This window comes from Flavobacteriales bacterium, from assembly GCA_016700415.1.
In the GTDB taxonomy this organism is placed as follows: domain Bacteria; phylum Bacteroidota; class Bacteroidia; order Flavobacteriales_F; family PHOS-HE28; genus PHOS-HE28.
Map to the genome: position 1 here is coordinate 493991 of CP065018.1, position 17687 is coordinate 511677.

General features: G+C 58.2%; 6 protein-coding genes and 1 tRNA gene. All 7 read left to right on the top strand.

Annotation, left to right across the window (positions count from 1 at the left end; all coding sequences use genetic code 11):
- The first annotated feature begins 48 nt into the window (after positions 1-48).
- The 7 genes from IPP95_02035 to IPP95_02065 all read left to right on the top strand — a co-directional run bounded on the left by IPP95_02035 (position 49) and on the right by IPP95_02065 (position 17665).
- On the top strand, positions 49-4452 hold the full coding sequence (locus IPP95_02035) for a hypothetical protein (protein ID QQS73032.1): 4404 nt from the start codon (positions 49-51) through the stop codon (positions 4450-4452).
- A gap of 1 nt (position 4453) precedes the next feature.
- Positions 4454-5104, top strand: coding sequence for a glycerol-3-phosphate 1-O-acyltransferase PlsY (gene plsY / locus IPP95_02040; protein QQS73033.1), 651 nt, complete (start codon positions 4454-4456; stop codon positions 5102-5104).
- Entirely contained in the window at positions 5101-11481 is a 6381-nt protein-coding gene (locus IPP95_02045) for a PD40 domain-containing protein (protein QQS73034.1), read from the top strand. The genes plsY and IPP95_02045 overlap by 4 nt, the downstream gene beginning before the upstream one ends.
- A 46-nt stretch (positions 11482-11527) precedes the next feature.
- Positions 11528-11803, top strand: coding sequence for an ATP-dependent Clp protease adaptor ClpS (locus IPP95_02050; GenBank protein QQS74173.1), 276 nt, complete (start codon positions 11528-11530; stop codon positions 11801-11803).
- Positions 11804-11805: 2 nt separating this feature from the next.
- Positions 11806-12606 (top strand): M48 family metallopeptidase, encoded by an 801-nt coding sequence (locus IPP95_02055; GenBank protein QQS73035.1) that lies wholly within the window; start codon positions 11806-11808, stop codon positions 12604-12606.
- A 55-nt stretch (positions 12607-12661) separates the two neighbouring features.
- Positions 12662-12735, top strand: a tRNA-Arg gene (locus IPP95_02060).
- A gap of 295 nt (positions 12736-13030) precedes the next feature.
- Positions 13031-17665 carry a T9SS type A sorting domain-containing protein gene (locus IPP95_02065; GenBank protein ID QQS73036.1) on the top strand — a complete coding sequence of 1545 codons (4635 nt, stop codon included), beginning with the start codon at positions 13031-13033 and terminating at the stop codon, positions 17663-17665.
- The last annotated feature ends 22 nt before the right edge of the window (positions 17666-17687 follow it).

Genomic DNA, 17687 nt, shown 5'->3' on the forward strand with positions numbered 1-17687 from the left:
ATGAAAAGTCTCTTTGCTTTCCTGTCCGTAGCTGTCTGCCTCATTGCGATGCCCATGACCACCCGGGCGCAGACCGTGGTGTTCACCGATGACCAAGCAGCATACTTGGAAGAGATCACCGGCTTCTTGACAAGCGCGAATAAAAAAGAAGGTTCGGCCTTCATCGAGAACGTGTTCGCACCGTTTTGGAACGGAGGCTTTCTGGGCAATGAGCAGCGTTCACGTCTGGTGTCCATCTCCAATGTGATGAGCAAGAAGCGCTTCCGGGCCATCCCGGATTTCATGGACATGCTCACCACCGTGTCCGATTTCCCCGGACACGGCCACGACCAAGCGGAATTCGATGCCTGGATGAAGGGATCGACGCAAGCAGGGAATTCATCGCGCAAGCAGGACCTGTCCGATTATCTGGAAATGAGCAAGGGGCTTATTTCCGGCAACATCCTGTACCAAAGTGCAGGATTCACGTGGCGTTCCCGTGCGGACAAGTTCACCTTCACCTTCGATACCGTCCCCAAAGCGGTCTTTGGGAACACCGATCTGGTATGGGCTTCCAAGTCCGACAGCTCCATTATTGCGGGAACTAGCGGCACGTATTATCCGCTATCGAACATGTGGGAGGGGAAAGGGGGAACGCTCACTTGGCAAAGGGCAGGGCTGCATCCGGGATCGACGTTCGTGAGGTGGGAGCACAAGTTCGCCTTGCTCCTAAAGACCACGGAGGTCCGCATTGATAGCGTGAACCTCACCGATCCGTACTTCGAAAGGCCCTTGCTCGGCACAGTGGTGGACAAGCTGCGGGCGAATGTCACGGAAAGCTCGGCCAGCTATCCCCGGTTTGAAAGCTATGACCTGCGGAAGCGGATCAACGACATCGTCACCGGGGTCGATTTCGAAGGCGGCTTCACCTTGCAGGGCGCCAAGTTGCAAGGCTATGGCACCAAGGAGGAACCCGCCTCGCTTACTTTCAAAAGGGAAGGACGCCCCTTCATCATTACTAAGGGACTCGTATTTACCATCGAGCCGGACAAAGTGGCCAGTGGGGATGTCGCGGTCACTGTGATGCTGGATAAGGATTCGATCTACCATCCCAGTGTGACGCTGCGTTTTCTTCGGGAGAAGAAGGAGCTGACCCTGATCAAGCCGGACGAGGGGCTTTCGAAGGGACCGTTCTATGACACCTACCATCAGCTTGATATGTATTTCGAATCACTCCGTTGGAAACAAGGAGATCCTTTGGTCCAACTCGGCAACATGCAAGGGACCACCCAGACCCGGACCTCATTTGAGAGTTTTAATTATTTTGAACAGCGGCGCTTTGCGGCGTTGCTCGGGATCGACGCGATCCATCCCCTTTCAAGGCTTCATGAGTTCAGTAAACAGGCTGGCAACGATTTCTATGCAATGGATTATGCAAAGTATTGCAAGTTGCAGATGTCCCAAGTGGAACCCATGCTGATCGACATGGTGAACAAGGGGTTCATTCACTACGACGTGGAGGATAAGCGCGTCACCATCATGCCTAGGCTCATGCAGCACATCCGGTCAAGTGCGGGCAAGGTGGACTACGATGTGCTGCAATTCAACAGCAACAGTCCGGATGGCGTGAACGGGACCATCAACCTGCTCAATAACGACCTGGCACTGAAAGGGGTCTCGCGGATCACCATGAGCGATTCCCAGGATGTGAATATCTATCCGGCGGAGAAGCTCGTCACCATCAAAAAGGACCGGGACTTCAGCTTCGGCGGTGTGGTGAAGGCCGGTAAGCTCACCTACTATGGCAAGGAGTATTTCTTCCACTATGAACCCTTTGTGATCGACCTGCTGAATGTTGACAGCGTCGGATTCCTGGCGGAGAGCTTCGAGCCCGATGATGAAGGACGGCACAGGCTGGTGAAGGTGAAGAACGTGCTGGAGAATGTAACCGGCACGTTGGAGATCGACGCGCCGAGCAACAAGAGCGGTCTGCAACAGAAGAAGTATCCGGAATATCCCAAGTTCAACAGCACCAAGGAAAGTTTCGTCTTCTATGACCGGCCCTCGATACAGAACGGGGCTTACAAGCGGGACAACTTCTACTACAAGAGCGATCCCTTCGTGATCGACAGTTTGGACAACTTCACCAATGAAGGTCTGAATTTCGACGGCACCTTGATGAGCGCAGGCATCTTCCCCGACATCCGTGAGACTTTGCGCCTCCAGCCCGATTATGCCTTGGGCTTCGTGCGCCCCACAGGGGACGGAGGCTTGCCCTTGTATGGCAAGAAGGCCAAATTTTCGCAGACACTTAAACTGGACAACGCCGGTCTTCATGGCGAGGGGGACCTCCATTTCCTCACCACCATCGCCAGCAGCAAAGACCTGTACTTCACGCCCGACACCACGTTCGGCGTGGCGGACACGTTGTACAACGGCGCTGCCTCAAGCCCCACCATGAACGTGCCCACGGTGCAGGCTTCCAACGTGTTCCTGCGCTTGGAACCCGCCAAGGACGTGCTGCTTGCCCGCAATCTGGGGGCGCCCATGGTCATGTATGACAAGCAGGCTTATCTCTACGGAAAGACCGAGCTCAGCCCACAGGGTATGAGCGGCGCGGGTCTGGTGGATTTCACCAACGCCACGCTCAGTTCACGGCTGTTCGACTTCAAGACCATGACGGTGCATGCGGACACGAGCGACTTCAGGCTCACCGAGGGTGATACGGCCAGCATCGCTTTCCGGACGGACAACGTGAACGCCACCGTGAAACTCGATGAGCGCATCGGCGAGTTCGTCAGCAACGGTACGGAAACCAAGGTGGAATTCCCATACAACCAGTACATCTGCTTCATGGACCGCTTCAAGTGGTACATGGACCAAGGCGATATCGAACTGGAGAGCGACCGCACCGCTTCCGCCGGAAACGAGGACCTACAGCTTTCCGGCAGCAATTTCATCAGTGTCAACCCCGATCAGGACTCGCTCCGGTTCATGGCCCCCAAGGCCCGGTATGACCTGAAGAAGCACCTGATCACGGCCAATGAGGTCCAGTACATCCGTGTCGCCGACGCGTTGATCACTCCGGACAGCATGATGGTGCGCATCGGGCGGAACGCGAAGATGGACCCGCTGACCAACGCCACGGTCACCGCCAACTTCGTGAACAAGTACCACACCATTCATGATGCCACCGTGAACATCGCTGCGCGCAAGCAGTATAGCGGTTCCGGCACGTACGACTACAAGGATGAGACCGGGAAGATCTTCCCGATCAACATGAACAACATCAACGTGGACACCACCTATCAGACCTATGCACGGGGCAGGGTGGCACAGGATGAAGGATTCCAGCTCAGCCCGGCCTTCGACTTCTTCGGGGACGTACTGCTCTTGGCATCCAACAAGGAGCTCAGTTTCACCGGCAACACGCGCATCCTGCAAGACTGCGCTGGCATTTCCAGGAACTGGATGGGCTTCACGGGTGAGATCGACCCGGCGGAGGTCTTCATTCCGGTGAGCGATTCCCTGGTCGATGCCCAGGGATTCCCCATCGGTGCGGGCATCTATATGACCAAGGACGATCCGTTCACCACTTATGGGACCTTCCTGAGCCGCAAAGAGGACAAGGCGGACCGGGACATCATCAGCGCCAAGGGCCTGCTCTTTTATGACAAGCCGAGCAAGTCCTACCTGATCTCCAACAAGGACAAGATCCGCCAGCGCAACCTGCCCGGGAACCTTGTGGGCCTGAGCACGACCACCTGCGTATTGACCGGCGACGGACACATCAGCCAAGGCGTCGATCTGGGGCAGGTGCAAGTGGATGCGTATGGTGAGCTGGAATACCGCGGCGACAGCGCCAAGACCACCACGCATGTCACGCTCTTGGCGGATTTCCCTTTCTTGGACAATGCCCTGGAAAAAATGGTCGCCGACATTGCCGCCTATCCGGAACAAAAGCAGGTGGACCTGTCCAAGACACCGTATGAACGTGCCATCCGTGAAGTGCTCGGCAAGGAGAAAAGCGATAAGCTGATCAGTGAGCTCAGCATCAAGGGCGAAATCAAGAAGCTGCCTGATGAGCTGGTGAAAGCCTTGGTCTTCTGCGATCTGGACCTTCAGTGGAACGCCGCTGATGAAGCCTGGCAGAGCAGTGGCCCGATCGGCCTTGGCACCGTGCTCAAGAAACCGGTGTACCGCTACTTGAAAGGCAAAATTGAATTCCAGCGCAAGCGCAGCGGCGATGTGATGACCATCCTGCTGATGCTCGACGACCAGACCTACTGGTTCTTCCAGTACGCCCGCAACTACCTTTATGCTTACAGCGGCAATGCGGATTTCAATACGATGATCAGTGACCTGAAGGACGACAAGCGCAAGTTCGCCGGCAAGAAGGACGTGCCCGATTACCAGTTCATTTTGACGAACAAACGAAAGGCGGACGAATTCCGTGACCGCTTTGGATTATAACATGGATTTCCCTTGGATGTTCGGCCTTACGGCCATGGTGATCAGCTACCTCTGCGGGAGCGTTCCCTCTTCGGTATGGTGGGGCAAAGGCTTCTTCGGGGTGGATGTCCGTGAACATGGAAGCCATAACGCCGGTGCTACGAACACCTTCCGGGTGCTGGGACCCAAGGCCGGCATCCCTGTGCTCCTCTTGGACGTGTTGAAGGGCTTTCTGCCGGTGCGCCTGCTGCCCCTGTGGAGCGGGGCGGAACCCTATTCAGACGTATGGACCTTGCTCCGGGTTCTTTTGGTATTGACTGCCGTGGTCGGACATCTCTATCCTGTTTTCGCCGGGTTCCGGGGAGGCAAAGGGATCGCCACTTCGCTGGGCGGGGTGTTGGCCATCCATCCCGGCTCGGCGCTGATCTGCATCGGCGTGTTCTTCGTTGTCTTTCTGGCCACGCGGTACGTTTCCTTGGCCTCCCTCACTGCGGCCCTCGCGTTCCCCCTCGCGATCGCTTTTGCATTCCACGAGCAGAGCCACGTGTTGCTAGGCTTCGCCATTGTTTTGTGCGCAGTGGTCTTCTTCACCCATAGGCACAATATCGGCCGTCTGCTGAAGGGAAATGAGAACCGCATGGACCTTTTCGGAAGATCGACCGTGAAGTCATGAGGCATTTGGTCCAAATCCCCTACCTGGCCACGATCGGTCTGATCCTGCTGGTGGCGCTTCCGGACAACGCCCGAGCGCAAGGCGGTGACAAAGCCATGCAGGCCCAAGCGGACGCGCTCTTCGAGAAGGGTGAATACGCACAGGCCTATCCGATGTACTCCCAGTTGGTGAGCCTTTCGCCGCAGGATCATGTGCTGAACTACAAATTCGGCGCTTGCACCTTGTACGGAGGTGATGACAAGGACAAGGCGATCGGCTACCTGAAATTCGCGGTCACCGGACCGGCCACGCCCAACCTCGCGCGATACTTCTTGGGCAGGGCCTATCAATTGGATTACCGCTTTGATGATGCCATAACCGCCTATCAGCACTACAGGGGTACTGCTGACAAGAAGCTTTTGGCGCAGTTCCCGGTGGATGCCATGGAACAGCAATGCAGGAACGGCAAGTATTTGTTGAGCAACCTGAAGGACATCGAGGTGATGAACAAGGTGCAGGTGGACGCTGCGGATTTTTTCCGGTTCTATGACCTGAGCGACATCGGTGGGAAGATCGTGGTGACGCCGGACGAACTGCTCACGAATTACGACCGCAAGAGCGGCGAACCCTTCCTGACCTACCTGCCCACTGGAGGCGGCCCCATTTATTTCAGCAGCTTCGGCAAGGACGGTAAGACCGGCAAGGACATCTACCGGAGCGAACTGTTACCTACCGGAGGTTATGCCAGCCCCATGAAGATCGCGGGCTACATCAATACGGCGGAGGACGAGGCGTACGCCGTGATGGCACCGGACGGCAAGACCTTCTATTTCTGCAGCAAGGGCCACAACAGCATGGGGGGCTATGATGTGTTCAAGAGCACCTATGACAAGGGCATGGACACGTTCGGTGCGCCGGAGAACATGGACTTCGCGGTGAACACCCCGGCCGATGAACTGCTGTACATCGTAGGCCCGGACGGTGAACAGGCCTGTTTCGCCAGTGACCGGGACAGCAAGCAGGGTATGTTGAACGTGTACCGGGTAGGCACCACGCAGACCCCGATCAACATCACCGTGCTCAAGGGCACCTATGCATCCGCCTTCGACCCCACGGACCGGCGGGCGCACATTATAGTGGAGGATGCGCTCACCCGCGAGCGCGTGGCCGATGTCAATACGGACATGAACGGAAGCTATTTATTGGCGCTTCCACGTGGCGGCAAATACAAATTTCTGGTGGAGGGAGGGCCGGGCGGCCTGACCCATTTAGAGACCGTGGACGTGCCACCGAACGATCGACCGAAGGTGTACAAGCAGGAGGTCCAACTGGTGGAACAAGGCGGCGAAAAAGTAGTGATCAAGAACTACTTCGACCAACCGCTGGAGGATGATGTGATGGCTTTGGCCTTGAACGAGATCAAGCGGCGGGCCAAACTGGACGTCACCGGTGAAAAGGCCGTGGACCAGGTGACAGTCCAAGCGAGCCGCTCTGACGAGCCTTTGCAAGCTGCCGGTTTCGATGGCACAATGACCATGACCAAGGCGCAGGACCTGGCGCGAAAGGATGCGGACGGATCGACAGCCTTGGCTGTAGAACAGGACCGTCAGGCGAATACCGCGTATGACATGGCGCTGAAAAACGTCACTACGGCCGAAGCCGCATCCAAGCGTGCCCGCGAATTGGTGCAACAGGCCGATCGGGCGGAAAAGGTGGAGGAGAAGGACCCGATCATGCGGCAGGCGGCCGAAGCCAAGCAACTCTCCCAAGAGGCCAATGAACGTGCCCGTGCCGCATATCGTACAGCCGGTGAATTGGAAGCCGCAGGCCAGGCCACCCGAACGGAAGCGGCCACTGCGGCTGCCTTGACCGCGGCTATTGCCCAAGCACAGGCCTCCGGGGACCGCGACATGGCGACCACGGCTCTGAAGCAACTGAAGGCCCGCATGGATGCGAAGAACGGCCCCGAAGGTCAACTTGATGAGGCCGAACGTACCAGGCGCGCGGCCACGGTTGCGGGATCGGAGGCTTCCCAAAAGATGAGGCAGGCCACCGCTCAACGGGAGGAAGAGAACCTGTTGGCCGAGCGTATCGACCGTCTGAAACGGGATGCGGCCAATGCGAAAGGTCGGAAAAAGGAAGAGATCAACGGACAACTTTCCGTGTTGGATCCCCAACGTTCCGCTCTCCATGACGAAGTGGAGGACGCCTTCGAAAAAGCACAGGACGCCGAGGACCACGCTGCTTTGGCAAGGGGCCAAGCACAGTTGGTGAGGTATTTGAACGGTGATAAGAGCGCTTGGAAGGAAGACGCCCTGCCAAAGAACGAATTGGCCGGTATGGAGCAACGCCTGTCCGACGTGAGGGCTGAAAATAAGGCATTGGCCATCGACGAGCGGTATGCTCCGTTGCGCTCCATGTCCGCGGAAGAGCGGGAGCGTAGCACCTTTGATTGGGGAACGAACTGGTCGATGGCCGATCTGCTGAACGGCAACTATCTGGCGGTATCGAAGTCCAGGACCGGGGTGGACGCCGTTCAAGGCGAACAAGCGGATGTCCTGGCCGTTACCAGTTCTCAAGAAGTATCACAAAAGAGCGATGGCAGCGCTCCCACGAGCGGTGCCGATCAACGGCAAGATGCATTGGGGACCACGGTTACAGGTACAAGCACGAGCGATGCGACCGGAAATATGACCGGGAATAATACAGGAACGGAAACCAGGCCTGAAAATGATGATCGATCCAACAGTTCCGTCGATACAAGCACGAACGAGGATCTGGCCATGCAGGCGGACCGGCCAGCAGCGAACAAAATTGACAAGGAACAAGCCTCCTCGGACCGCGACACTTCCGTGGTGGGCGATGGCCTCTCGGGGAATGATCCGGAAGGAACGAACAGGAACGCGGAAAGCAGCGCGGGCAACAGGTCACCCGGCGAAAGAGCGGGGACCGATGGAACCCTGCGAGCGGGGAATGATACTGGATCCATTGCAGGGGCCGATACAAAGGCGCCGGGCACACCGATCGCAGGTAGTGCTTCCGCTGACAGCGCAAAGGGAGGCTCATCCGACCAAGCGGCCCAGAACGGGGACAGCTCCGATGGGGGCAAGCCGCTTGCGGGGAACAACGGCACTTCGGTGACCGATCGGAAAGAAGATGGAACGCGGGAGCTTGAGGGCAACACAACCAACGCGAGCAACACCTCCAACGTGAGCAATACGGACAATGCGGGCAATGCCGCCAACACAGGGCAGCATACCTCCGCGGACGCTGACGAACAAGCCTTCATCCTAGCGAACAAACTCGCGGAACTGGAGCAACTGCGCGATGGTGAAAAGTCCAGGGCGAAACGCGACAGCTTGGACCAGGCCATCACCGACCAACGCAAGCTGATCAAGACCTATCAGACCGACCACACCGGAACCGTTGCTGAGACCACGCCCGTGGTCGTTGAGCGCAATGCGCCGGTCGATTACAAGCCGTTGGAATTCGACCTGTCCATATTGGACGAGCAACTGGCGGAAGAGGCCTACCCCGGCTTCAACCTGCGCAAAAAAGAGATCTTGGACGGCCCCGGCGATGCGCGCGACAAGGCGAACATGCTGCATGCGCTCGAAATGGAGCTGGTGGACAGCATCGATGCGCAAACAGCGAAGAATTTGACGGTGTTGGACCAGCGACCGGAGCTTGCGGACAAGATCCTGCCCAGATTGGAACGCTGGCGCCAATTGAAGTCCGCGCACGTGGACAGCGCTGCGGCAGCCCTGGCCGAAGTGGACAAGGAATACGTTGCGTCCGAATCTCGGGCCATGGAGGATGCTCAATTGTCGGGTCAGGCCATCAAGCAACAGCCTTCAAACGGGAATGGGCAGCCCGCAACACCGCACAACGACGCCTATGTGACCATCGCTTCCGACCTGTCACAGATCTACTCGAGCGCCTTGGAGGCACGCTCCAATAAGAACCGGGAGGCGGTGGCGTTGAAAGACCGGGACCTCGAACAGGTAGCACAGAAGTTGGCCGAGGTCGACAGTTTGGAAAAGGTGTTGCAGGACACACCGGGAGGAAAGAACTATGACAAGCTACGGCAACGGATCGACCGGAAGATCGATGATGTCCTGATCCAGAACGTGGAATTGGGGCAGCGCATGGCCTTCATCAGCAACAGTGAGTACGATGTGGCCAAGGACAGTGCGAAAGTGCTGGAGAAGGCGGTGTCCCGCATGGGGCTTCCCCCGAATGAGCCTTTGTTACAGATGGTAAAGTCCTATGTAGGAGCGGCGGACGATGCCATGGGAAAGGCCAAAGCGTTCCGTAAGGATGCCGACCGTACCGATGATATCCTCAAGCGGAACTCGCTCTACCGCCAGGCCTATGGGGAGGAGTTGAAGGCGCTTCGGGACTACGACCGCTCGCACACGGTCCGGAATTATTTATTGAGCGGTCAAGCTGTTCCCAGTGCGGCCCTCACCTATGAGCAAGTGGAGGAGCTGATGTTCAAGCCTGTACTTGCCGCCGCACCGGCCCGCAATTCCGGCCGGGAAGATCAAAAGGGCAACATGGAAAAACCGGCCGGGACCGCGGTGGACACCCTTGCGGAGAAGCCTGTTGATGTTGTTTCCGTGGTACCCGTTAATGGAGGGCAGGATGTTGCTGAAACGGACCAGGCGAACGCGGACCTGCCCGGCTCAGTGAAGTCCGACCGGAAAACGACCGGTGAAGCTGCTCGTCCGGGAGGTGTCCCCATCGCATCGCCGATCGCCACGCAGACGGACAGCTCCCTGCTCTCGAAGTATCTGGACAACTACTACTACCTCAGCCCTTCCGAGCGCGCCACCGTGAAGGGCGGTGATGAGGAACGCAGGTATTTCCTGATGAAGGGAAGCTCGATGGAGGACCGTGCAAAGGCGGATGCCGCAAGTACGGAGGCTGAGGGCGCGGCCCAATTGGCAACTGACTTGCGTACCGAGGTCGTTTCGGAACAGGGTTCGGATGGATCGTCCGCCGCCCCGGATGCTGAAAAACGCACCGGACTTTTGAACACTCGTGCGGACGCGCTCATGCAGCGGTCCGACTCACTGCATCGTGTGGCTGACCGCTTGATCTCCAAGGCAACATCGAGTGACGCCCAAGCCGCCATCTTGATGCAGGGCATGCCAGCGGACCGTTCCGCGGCGATCATGGACCTCGAGCAAGGCCGCCGGCGCACCGAGCCGTTGTTGGCCCGGACCAGGCCCACGCCGGAAGCAGAGGCTCCCGGGGCCTCGAATAATGATCAGGCGGTGGTCATTGCTGATAGTACCGTTCCTACTTCAGCGACCCCGGAGCGGACAGAGGACATCGGGGCCAATGCCCCGGAAACCGCACCTGCGCGGGTCAATGCCGGTGCGGAACGCATTTCCCGGGTGACGCCCGTGGTCGGCAACGCCCCGGCACCTTTCACCGGTCCCTTGGTGAATGATGTCTTCCAATTCGCGGATGCGGCACCACTGCGCGAAGAACCGATCCCCATCGATGTGCCCATGCCAGAGGGCGTGGTGTACAAAGTGCAAGTGGGGGCCTTCCGCAACGCCTTGCCCATCGAGGCCTTCAGCGATATGACCCCGGTGGCGGGAGAGCATGCCGGGAACGGTCTGGTGCGGTACACGGCCGGCATGTTCACCAGCGCCGACGCGGCCTCGAAGGCAGGAGCCAAGGTGCGTGCCCGCGGCTATCGCGACGCGTTCGTGGTGGCGTACATGGACGGCAAGCGCGTGCCCTTGCGGGATGCGATGATCGCGGAACGCCAAGTAGCCGCAGCGGCGCCGACGGCCCAAGTGCCTGTATCCGCTCCGGCCAGCACAACACCACGGCCTACGACGACCACGACGACGACCACTGCGGCGGTCACCCCGGGCACCACCGCACCGGTGCCCGCCATGGTCCCTGTTCCGGCGACCGTACAAGTACCGCAAGCCGATGCGGAAGCCGCAGTGTTGGCGGCCTATCCGTCCTCGGCGGAGGAAGTGCTCGCGGAGTTCAAGCCTGCAGCCGGGGCATCGGAGTATTACAACGATCCCACGGCCGCACCGGCCAAGCAGGTGGAAGCGGTGAAGGGGCTCTTCTTCACGGTACAGGTCGGGGTGTACAGCAAACCGACCGCCTTGGACAAATTGTTCAACATCACCCCGCTCAACAGTGAATTGACCGCCAACCAAAAGATCCGCTACACCACCGGGATATTCCTGGACGAGGGGAATGCCGTGACGCGCAAGAACGGTACCGTGTCGCTGGGGGTGACGGACGCCTTCGTAACGGCCTACCTCAACGGCAAGCGCATCCCGGTCCGGGATGCGCGGGCATTGTTGGCGAAATTCGGTCGCTCCGTATTGGTTGATCCAACACTGGTCACACAATGACCGGTTCCTTAACTTCGCCTTCGGAAGAACCCAAAGCCCGATGAAGATGGAGCGGAACGGAGAGGAGCAGGGCCGGCATGAGACCCATGTGCTTGAGGACAAAGCCAAGGAGATCGTGCTGCACAATGATGACGTCAACACGTTCGAGCACGTCATCGTGAGCCTGATGGAGATCTGCGACCATGATCCCCTGCAGGCTGAACAATGTGCATGGCTCGTCCACTACAAGGGCCGATGCAGCGTGAAGCGGGGCAGCTTCGATGTGTTGCGGCCCCTGTGCGAGGCCCTGTGTGAACGCGGTCTTTCCGCGGACATTCAATGAACATGATCAGGATCAAGCGGTTCACGACCGGCATCGTTCTGGCCACGATGATGGGCTGTAGCACGGTGCCCATTACCGGCCGCCGCCAGCTCAACCTTCTCCCCGAAAGCGAGATGATGAGCATGAGCCTCACGCAGTACCAGCAATTCATCAGCGAGAACAAGACCCTGCCGGACAGCGATCCAAAGTCGCAAATGGTGAAGCGAATAGGTGAACGCCTCGCCGCCGCAGCCACCAAGTTCTTGAAGGAGAACGGAGCAGCGGACCGCGTGAAGGATTTCCAATGGGAATTCCACGTGGTGGACGATCCCCAGGTGAACGCCTGGTGCATGCCCGGTGGGAAGGTGGTGGTGTACACCGGCCTGCTGCCGATAACACAGGACGAGCCCAGCTTGGCCTTGGTGATGGGTCACGAGATCGCGCACGCCATAGCGCGCCACGGCAACGAGCGCATGAGCCAGGGCATGGCCGTGCAAGGCGCAGGCATGACCTTGCAGGTACTGGCCTCCGAAAAGCCCACCATGGCGAGCGACCTCTTCCTGCAATCCTTCGGGATCGGCAGCCAGCTGGGCCTCTTGGCTTATGGGCGCAAACAAGAGAGCGAGGCCGATAAAATGGGCCTCGTGTTCATGGCCATGGGCGGCTACGACCCGCGCATAGCCCCGGCCTTCTGGCAGCGCATGGCGGCACAAGGCGGAGCCAAGCCCCCGGAACTGCTCAGCACGCACCCAAGCGACGAGCGCCGCATCGCCGACATCGAGGCGTACATGCCGGAGGCGATGAAGTATTACAAGCCCCGTTGAGACGACGCTTATTATATTCGCGCCCGCTTTCAGCCTTTTCCGGCCGATCGCATTTGCACTCGTAGCTCAATTGGATAGAGCACCTGACTACGGATCAGGAGGTTTGGGGTTCGACTCCCTACGAGTGCACGCATACAGCAGCAAGCCCCCCAGCACAAGTTGGGGGGCTTGGTTTTTGGGGGTGATGGACCACGGACCCAATGTTCTGTATGTTCCGATCTGCCAGAAGCTGCCGGTGTAGTCGATTTACTGCAAGTTATCAACAACAGGACGAGGAGTCTTGACGATCAGTACCCTTTAGAGTACCACGGAATGCGGTAAGTTGAATCGTTAAATTCAGCAAATATCGGGCTGTAAAATACGACTGAGCCCCATTTAAGTCCCTGCCTAATATCGGTGGCGAAAACCCCACAACCCTTCCCCCATGATCAACATACCCACACCTCTGACAACAAGGTCCGGCAACTGGTCTACTCTTTTCAATAAGCTGAAGTTTCAGCGAAGGAAGGACTTCCTCTTTGTGCTCATGGCATTGCCATTGGCTTCGCCGCTCATGGCCCAATCTCCGCTCGTGCCAACGGTGGAATGGCGCATGATCAGTGCCGAGCATGAACGGGCGGGCGCGGGCACGTACAACGATATCAGCTTCGACGGAACCGAGTGGGTGCATACCCCTAGCGTGGACCAGAATTACGGTGCGTCACAAACACCGGAACAATCCGGTGAGGATTGGTATTATGGGCATTGCAACATCCGCTCCGGCGCTAATGTCGTGGGCATCTTGGCCGCGGGTTATGTCACTTGGCCTAATTGGACATTCCGCGGTGCGACTGGTTGTGCAAGCTCCGTCACTTATGGAGGTCCTAATATCGGGGAGTTCGAAACATCAAACCACCGGAAGGGAGAAGGGGTCGGCTATGTGGCCAAGCATGACCTTGATGGGCATGAGGTGTGGAGCAAATGCCTCTTGCCGGGCCTGTTGCGGAACGCCATTCAGGATGCGGACAACAATTTCCTCGTGGTGGGCAACGCCTATACCAATGCATGGGCTATGGATCCAGGTGATGGGAACAACCCAGTGATCGGGCTGAACGGGATCGCCGGTCTGGACATGAACGATGTGGATTGCGGTGACTTTACCCAACCAGCCGGCACGAAAGGCTATGTGTCGAAGCTCGGCTCCGACGGTCATATCATCTGGACCACCATGTGCAACGGAGAGCTGGGGACCGACCAGGAGACCAACTGGAATGTTGGTTCTTACCTTACGGACATTGTGGCCGTCACGATTCCTGGCACCGCTATTAAATACTGTGCGGTGGGCATGACCACAACGACCGGAGTAGCAGGTCTGCGCCCTTTGTTGGTATACTTGGACAACGATGGAACACCGGTGGAGCGCTATACCTACGCACCCGGAACCCCGGCGAATTGGTCGGCGGGAAATGTCGCCGAGTTCATCTCCATCGACGTTCAAGGCACGGACCTCTTTATTACCGGATATTCGCTCGGCTCAGGCATCCCCGCACAAGCCTTCGGGATGTTGCTCCATGCGGGAACGGACCGCTTCAATTTCCCTTGGAGGCATTTTACCGCCGACCTTGGGGACCCTATATGTAACATAGGGTTGCACAATCCCAACAGCACCTACTACACCAATAATTCAACTGGCGGCGGGTTCGTGCCAGAGACCGGTGGCGTCCACATCGTTTGGCCCACCATGGGCAATTTTTCAGAAGGGAGCGTTTATGGCGGTTCGGCCAACGTGGCCACACTGCTCGTTCATGGCCTTGACTTGGATGGCACCCTCCTGTGGACTACGGACCTGGGCGAGGTACGGGCCTATGACCTGCAAAGCGACATGACCCCGACCGCCGATGGAAAGGTGGCTCTGGTCTCGACCAAGCTCTCCGGTGCGGACCTCACCCTACCGTCCCTGCCGATCAGTTGGGACGACTTCAGCCCCTCCCAGAAAGCTTGCCTCAACGGCACTTTCGGGTTTGCGAATCCGGATCTGCCGAATACAACGGAGAATGAGGCAGCCGGGGTGAATTGGGATTACGACGGTTCCACGAACCCTGAAAGCGGGAACGACCCCACAGGTTTGTATCACTACTGGAACACGTACGCCTATGTGGCCAAACTGGACCCGGAAACCGGGAACCTGATCTGGCAAACCCAGTTCGATGCCCACCCCGGCGTGCCCGGTGCGTGCCCTTACGCCAACATGCGCAAGCAGGAGTGCATGTACAAGATCTCCGAGACCGATGACGGTGGCCTCGTGGTCAGCGGCAACACCAGCGACAATTTCGATGATTTCTATCTGGCCGAGCTCAATGACTGCCAGACCAGGGTCAACTATGCCGGAAGCCCCGCGCTCGACCCCAACAACGAACACCACATCACCTCCCCTACCACGTGGAGTTCGGACATGAACGTCCATGGAAAGATCATCGTGGACCCGGGTGCCACCCTGACCATCAACAACAACGCCGTGATCAGTTTTGCGGACAGCAAGCAGTTGTTGGACCACCCCACGGAATTGGTGGTGGCCAAGGGAGGCCGACTGGACGTGAATGGCAATGCCCGGCTCACCAGCATCGCCCAATGCCCCAACAGCATGTGGGACGGCATAAGAGTGATGGGGGATTCGCACCTCTCGCAAGACCCTGTCAACAATTCGCCGCAGGGCATGGCCTCGCTCTCGGCCTCCACCATTGAAAATGCCCGCGCGGCGCTCTTGACCGGGGATGCCTCCTTCGACGATCCCACAGGGACCATGCATGGATCGTCCGCTGGCGGCTACATCCGTGCCTCCCTTATGACGTTCAAGAACAAACGGTACGACGTGGTGATGCGCAAATTCGAGAACCGTGATCCCCACGATTTCTCGCACATCCTCAACAACCGCAGCTACTTCGACCGGTGCGCCTTTGCCGAGGATGCGCTCCTGAATGATGGGAACAGCCCGCGGGACCATGTCCACTTGAACGGTGTCCGGGGCATCAACTACACGGGTTGCTCCTTCGCCGGCGTCTATCAACCGGACCAGGTATTCCACGGAATGACCCAAGTGGGCACAGGTATCCGGTCCATCAACAGCTCGTTCAGCGTCCGGTCCAAGTGTACCATCCTCCTTTCCTACGGCCAGACCTGCCCGCCGCAGAACCTGATCAACAGCACCTTCGACAAATTAGGCCAAGGGGTTACGGCCACGGCGTTGACCCCGGACAAGACCTTCATCGTGGACAGGGCCACCTTCACCAACTGCCCCCGCGGCATCCGCACGGACGGGGTGCGCAACGCCGGTATTACCCGCAACAGCTTCAGTGTGGTGGACTACTTGAACCCCAATGTGCTCGGAACCCCTTTTGGAGCCTATCTCGACCAATGCACGGGCTACAAGATCCAGAACAACGCCTTCACCTCCACCGGCTCACACCAGAAGTCGCGGGTAGGCTTGGTGATCAAGGACAGTGGGCCGGAGTACAATACCTTTTACAACAATACGTTCGATGATTTCATCAGCGCAGCCAGTGTGGGCTCCTTGATCGAGGGGGATAACGCCAATGCCCAAGCAGACTACCTGACCGGATTGGAAGTTATGTGCAACGAATACGGCCAATTTGACGGGCCTAACCGCTTTGATGTGGCGCTTACCGGGCAAGAACCGACTGTACAAAGGACACAGGGGAAGTATCTCGGACCTTCAATCATTACCGCCCCGGCGGGCAACCTCTTCAGCTTGGAGGGGGAGGCAGAAAGTGATTGGGACGTGAGCAATGCTTCCAATTATGTGACCTACTACAGCCATGGTCACAATGGTTCCAGCGAACCTTGGATCCCGCAGTACTACGATATAGATTACTTGTTACCTGCGGTTACCCCAGTGCATTGGCCACAAGATCGCGCCGATGCCTGCCCCGACAATTTTGACAACGACGGTCGCTTGGAAAAAATGCAGCAATCCGCCGCAGCGGATGCCGACCTTGCGGACAGCAAGGACGCCTACGATGCCACCAAGGACAACGGCGATACCTATACGCTGGAAAGCTATGTGGCGGACCCCGGACACAGCTCCACACAGGTGCGGAACGCCCTGCAGAGCGTGGCTCCCAAGGTGAGCACGGCCGTGTGGAAGGCGGTCTTTGCCCGCGAACCGGCCATGGACCCCTGGCCGCTTACTCAGGCACTGGTGTCCAACAGCCCTTTGCAGCCGGAGGTGACGAAGATGGGCTACGACAGTGAACTGGACGATTTCTACTACAACCTTGTGGTGAGCGCGCAAAGCGGGGACGTGAATGTGCTGAGCCAATTGGAGAGCGAGATGGCCAAGTATGCTGGCGATAAGGGCGAGGCCCTTACGGACCTGGGACGCCTGTGCTGGTTGGACACAACGGACGTGGGCACCGCCATGGAATACCTGAAGCTCTGGCACGACAGCCTACCGGCGGACGACGGCGCCAGCGTATTGGCCGGCTACTACGCCGCCAAGGGCGATATGCCCGCCTTGTATAGCATGGCCGAGGCCGAGAAGCTCACCAGCGCCACCCCGGAGATTTTTGAGGTGTTGAAGCGCTACGCGGACCACGAACTGAATGCACCAGATGACAGCTTGGACGCCGGTACAGTACAATGGCTCACCGACTTGGCTGCGGACCGTTGGACCATTGGCTCCGCCCAAGCAAGCGCATGGTTGCAAGGCGCAACCGGTGCTGATCCGCTGGATGAAGTGATCATCCTGCCGGATGAAACGGAGCAGCGCAGCACAAACCAGCGACGCGTGCGCAACCGCACCTCCCAAACCCCGATGCTCCTACAAGCCTACCCCAATCCGTCCGACGGACCGGTTTATGTGGTGTGTAATGTGCCGGAAGGAGTGGATCGGGCTCGTTTAAGCATTCGGGACCTGAACGGGCGCTTGGTGAAAGAGATCGCGCTGGACCACGGAGCAGGCATTGCAGAGATCCAGCCCGGCTTTACCGCAGCGGGAATTTATTTGGCGGAACTCCAACTGGACGGAATTCGTGCAGGGCAGGTAAAGCTGGCCTTGCAATGAACCGATGACTGCTAAAACGCTG

Excerpts from the sequence above, each read along its gene's own strand:
- IPP95_02050 (QQS74173.1), top strand. The coding sequence starts at position 11,528 with ATGGAGCGGAACGGAGAGGAGCAGGGCCGGCATGAGACCCATGTGCTT.
- plsY (QQS73033.1), top strand. The coding sequence starts at position 4,454 with ATGGATTTCCCTTGGATGTTCGGCCTTACGGCCATGGTGATCAGCTAC.
- IPP95_02065 (QQS73036.1), top strand. The coding sequence starts at position 13,031 with ATGATCAACATACCCACACCTCTGACAACAAGGTCCGGCAACTGGTCT.
- IPP95_02055 (QQS73035.1), top strand. The coding sequence starts at position 11,806 with ATGATCAGGATCAAGCGGTTCACGACCGGCATCGTTCTGGCCACGATG.
- IPP95_02035 (QQS73032.1), top strand. The coding sequence starts at position 49 with ATGCCCATGACCACCCGGGCGCAGACCGTGGTGTTCACCGATGACCAA.
- IPP95_02045 (QQS73034.1), top strand. The coding sequence starts at position 5,101 with ATGAGGCATTTGGTCCAAATCCCCTACCTGGCCACGATCGGTCTGATC.